We start from the raw sequence: 4,154 nt of genomic DNA, 5'->3' as shown, positions 1-4,154 counted from the left end.
TGTGTACGCCTATTTTGAAGATAAAAAAGATATTCTGCTTGCCTGTTTATATCGGTTTGGCGAAACGCTGACAGGGCAAATTTGTGAAAAAATCAGCAGTCTGTCATTTACCGGGAATATCAGCAATACAATAAAAAACGTGCTGAGAATATTCGTGAATTATCATGATTGGTCGAAACTGCTTCATGATGAAATCATGTCTTTGCAATATATTGATAACGATGTGAAAGAGTATTTTGACACAATTCAGAAAACGATGATGACCGCCGTCACCAGTCAGCTAAAAGCTTCCGGCTACGCATTCCGACATGAACGTGAACAGACATTCCTGCTGTTTCAAATGATAATGGGCATTGAGGATGAACTTGCATTTTACCATAGTCCGGATATCGATCACGAGATCCTTATCGATGAGTGCGCTAATGCAATCGTACCGATGCTGATCAAGTGTAACAACGTTTAAGCGTACTTTTATGCCGATACAATCTGCTTTGATTTAAATCCGAAAAAACAAAAATCCGTGTTGGAGTTTACACTCTTATACACGGATTTTTTTTGTGGCGCGCTCGGAGGGATTCGAACCCCCGACCTTCTGGTTCGTAGCCAGGCACTCTATCCAGCTGAGCTACGAGCGCGTATTCCTTTTTAAACAGCTTTTTTATAATACCACACAGTGCCAAAAAAATCAATACAAATATTAAGATATTTCGCACTTAAATTTAAAAAAATTCCATGATTTAAGGTTATTTTTCTCAATTTTAACGGATAAAATACTCTTTAAAGTTTATATGCCGTATGCTATACTGATAGAAAGGGCGGTGTAAATATTGTTCACCAGAATAAGAAAATCAATTATATATTATATAAAATGTACTGACCTTACGCTTATCGGGCTGACGCTCGCCTCATCTTTATACGGTCTTTTGCTTGTCATGAGCGCCGTTAAATCTTTTGACTCAAACAAGCTCGTTATTATTCAGGCAGCGGCAGTGGTGCTCGGGTTCATCAGCATGATCGTGATATCAAACATAGATTACGAGGCGCTCGGCGACATCTGGATGATTTTATACGGGCTTGGCATTATCGCTCTCGTAATAACGATATTTATAGGCACAGGGCCTACCGGAACCAACAATCAAAACTGGATTAACCTCGGTTTTATCAAGGTTCAGCCTTCCGAAATAGTTAAGCTTGCGTTTATCATATCGCTTGCGACTGTCATTTCACGATTCGGCGAAGAAATGAACCAGTTTAAAAACCTTGTTTTTGTTCTCATGCTCGTCGGCGTGATGTGCGGGCTTATATTGATTCAGGGAGATATGGGTTCAACGCTCGTTTTCCTCTTCATTGCTATCGTAATGATGTTTGCCGGCGGACTGAAGCTGAGGTATTTCATTATTTCATCACTTACCGCTGTTATTGCGGCTCCGTTTATATGGACATATGGCTTAACAAATTATATGCGCGACCGTATATTATTCGGATTTAACCCAGAACTTGACCCGTCAAAGGTCGGATATCAGGCAGTGCAGAGCAAAATCGCCATAGGTTCAGGGCTTCTTGCCGGAAAAGGGCTCTTTCACGGTCCACAGATACAAAACAGCATCGTCCCCGCAAAGCAAACAGATTTTATCTTTGCGGTTGCAGGCGAAGAGCTTGGTTTTATAGGCGTCACGCTGGTGATCCTTCTGCTTTCATTTATACTGATACGCATACTTCTCAATTCCCGAAATTGTGAAACGAGCTTGGGATCTCTGATTTGCATCGGCGTATTTGCGATGCTTTTCATTCAGATATTCGAAAATATCGGCATGTGCATCGGCATACTGCCCGTTATAGGCATCACTCTTCCCCTATTCAGCTATGGTGGTTCTTCTGTAGTCAGCGTGTACATATCACTTGGGCTCGTGCTGTCTGTCGTAAATCACAGGAAATCACTTTCATTCCTATACGAAGAATAATTCCTTAAACATCAATATTAAAGCCGGCATCACTTCATATGAGCCGGCTTTCGTTTTATGTAATTATTTCTTATCATTGAGCAGTTTACTTAATTCCTCCATAAATGTATTAATGTCTTTGAATTGACGATAGACTGAAGCGAATCTGACATAAGCGACCTCATCTATTGCCTTTAGTTTATTCATTACCAGCTCTCCGACCCTTGCGGAAGTGATTTCCCTATCAAGCGAGTTCTGAATCTCTGACTCGACTTCATCCGCAAGGACCTCAAGCTTTGAGAACGGGACCGGGCGTTTTTCACAAGCGCGTACAATTCCGTTTAAAAGCTTGTTTCTGTCATAAGCTTGTCTTGATTTGTCCTTTTTTATTATCATTATCGGCAATGTCTCAATTATCTCATAAGTTGTAAACCGTTTTCCGCATTTGAGACACTCGCGGCGACGTCTGATACTTACACCCTCATCAGTCGGTCTGGAATCAACAACCTTACTTTCAGTGTAACCGCAATAGCAGCATTTCATGACCATCACCTCGGAAAGATTGTATCATCTTTAAATTAAAATATCAAGAGTCCATATAATGCTCTGTCACTATATCGGTAATTACGTCGGTAAGTGCAATTGGTGTTACTCCGTTTCTGCAAACCATCTCAAGAATTTCAGCGGCAAAATCTGCATCGGTCGTAATATTAGGAACTACAGCTTCAATAACTTCACCGTTAACCGATTTCTTTACGCTTATGCCATAACCCACATAAGCCGCTTCATCATCCGGATTCTGATACTCTTTAACAAGTATCCTGTACGAAAGTTGCATTTGTGAATTATCGGTTTGGACAACGTTACGCAGTTCTTCTACAATTTTAACCAATTTCAAACCCACCTTCTTAAATATATTTGTGAGTTTATCATAAAAGACTTTAGCATTAAAATCAAACCTTTGTGTTCGTCAAAATTCGACACTTTTTTCTCAATATTCAATTATCGGGTAGTTTATTATGCAATATATGCATAAATGTCGAATAATGCGATGAAATCTACTTAAGTTTTGCCATTTTTATACCATTTATTTGCCGTTGAGACTTAATATCAGTTATGCTAGAATAACTTACGTGGTGATAAATATGAAGCGAAAATATGATTTAGTAGCACAAAAAATAAAGTCTATGAATAACTTTTCATATTACATACTATGGATCGGATTCATATTGACAATTGTGCTTTTAAGCGAAGCTTTAATTGCAAAGGTTGCTGTAAATGGATTATACTTTACAAACAGATATTTTGACTTTTTATCAAGCGGATTGGTTGAAACTGCCTTCTGCACATTGCTTGTCGGGTTCATAGGATTCTTTATTTCCGACTATATATTTAAAAAAGACCTCTCCAATAATGATCAATAATTTGGGCATTCACTCCGGTCGGCAGATGTCAGTTTTACTACTGGCATCTGTTATTTTTTATGTTGCAGTTTATTACATATTGAAACTATTTTTCAATTAACTGGTAATTACCTTTACAGTTAAAATTTGTCAGCAGCTATTATTCAAATCTTCCTGCATTAAATTTATTATCATTTTTATCTTTAAAAACAAGTCCGAAATTACATACTGATGTGTGATTTCACTGACTTTACGAAAGAAGAAGCCATTGCATATTTATGTATATTTACAGTATACTTTTATGCATTTTCCGATATAATTTTACTTTAATTATGATTAAATATCCGAGCGTAAGCATACCTAAAATTCCAAATAGAATACAAAATGTGTGCAGCTATTTCCCAGGAAATAGCTGCACACATTTTGTACTTGTGAGGTGCAAACAAGAGCTCTGGTGGGATCTTCAAGTGAAAGTATCTCTATTGGCAAAATCATCAAAGTAACGGCAAATCGAAATTTTAAGGCTTAAAACGATATATAAAACGGGGTGTCCGCTTATTTGGCGGACACCCCGTTTAAGAGAGAGAAGGACACCTACTATTTAGAGAAGTAATTTGTAAGCATTTGAGCGGTTTCAGCTCTTGTCGCCGTTCCTGTCGGATTGATCTTCCCGTCAGAACCATTGATATAACCGTTTGCCGCAAGAAGCAGGATATCATCCTTTGCGTATGATGCCACGCTTCCGATGTCGCTGAAGGATACTTGCGATGTATCTGCATTCTCATCCAGCAGTCCGAACGCCTTAAGCGTT

6 protein-coding genes and 1 tRNA gene are annotated in these 4,154 nt (G+C 38.6%); 2 read left to right on the top strand and 5 right to left on the bottom strand.

Going from position 1 to position 4,154, the window contains the following annotated elements; all coding sequences use genetic code 11:
• Positions 1 to 463 (top strand): TetR/AcrR family transcriptional regulator (locus tag Q8865_11120; protein MDP4153968.1); only part of this gene is annotated, 463 nt, incomplete at its 5' end.
• Positions 464 to 558: 95 nt separating this feature from the next.
• On the opposite strand, the gene Q8865_11115 is transcribed toward Q8865_11120, so the two are convergent.
• Positions 559 to 635: transfer RNA gene (locus Q8865_11115), tRNA-Arg, on the bottom strand.
• A 192-nt stretch (positions 636 to 827) separates the two neighbouring features.
• Here Q8865_11115 and Q8865_11110 point away from each other — a divergent pair.
• Positions 828 to 1,961 (top strand): FtsW/RodA/SpoVE family cell cycle protein, encoded by a 1,134-nt coding sequence (locus tag Q8865_11110; GenBank protein ID MDP4153967.1) that lies wholly within the window; start codon positions 828 to 830, stop codon positions 1,959 to 1,961.
• A gap of 63 nt (positions 1,962 to 2,024) precedes the next feature.
• On the opposite strand, the gene nrdR is transcribed toward Q8865_11110, so the two are convergent.
• The 4 genes from nrdR to Q8865_11090 all read right to left on the bottom strand — a co-directional run.
• Entirely contained in the window at positions 2,025 to 2,483 is a 459-nt protein-coding gene (gene nrdR / locus Q8865_11105) for a transcriptional regulator NrdR (GenBank protein MDP4153966.1), read from the bottom strand.
• Between the two features lie 43 nt (positions 2,484 to 2,526).
• Positions 2,527 to 2,838, bottom strand: a complete 312-nt coding sequence (locus Q8865_11100) for a DUF6514 family protein (GenBank protein MDP4153965.1) — start codon at positions 2,836 to 2,838, stop codon at positions 2,527 to 2,529.
• Positions 2,839 to 3,144: 306 nt separating this feature from the next.
• Positions 3,145 to 3,306, bottom strand: a complete 162-nt coding sequence (locus Q8865_11095; protein MDP4153964.1) for a hypothetical protein — start codon at positions 3,304 to 3,306, stop codon at positions 3,145 to 3,147.
• Positions 3,307 to 3,940: 634 nt separating this feature from the next.
• A partial coding sequence (locus Q8865_11090; protein MDP4153963.1) for an S-layer homology domain-containing protein occupies positions 3,941 to 4,154 on the bottom strand: 214 nt, incomplete at its 5' end.

Source organism: Bacillota bacterium (genome assembly GCA_030705925.1).
GTDB lineage: Bacteria > Bacillota > Clostridia > Oscillospirales > Feifaniaceae > JAUZPM01.
Note: the sequence above shows the minus strand (reverse complement) of the source record. Positions and strands in the feature narration are given on the sequence as shown.

What these genes read in the sequence shown, in the direction of transcription:
- nrdR (MDP4153966.1), bottom strand. Translation starts at nt 2,483, where the DNA reads ATGAAATGCTGCTATTGCGGTTACACTGAAAGTAAGGTTGTTGATTCC.
- Q8865_11095 (MDP4153964.1), bottom strand. Translation starts at nt 3,306, where the DNA reads ATGAACCCGACAAGCAATGTGCAGAAGGCAGTTTCAACCAATCCGCTT.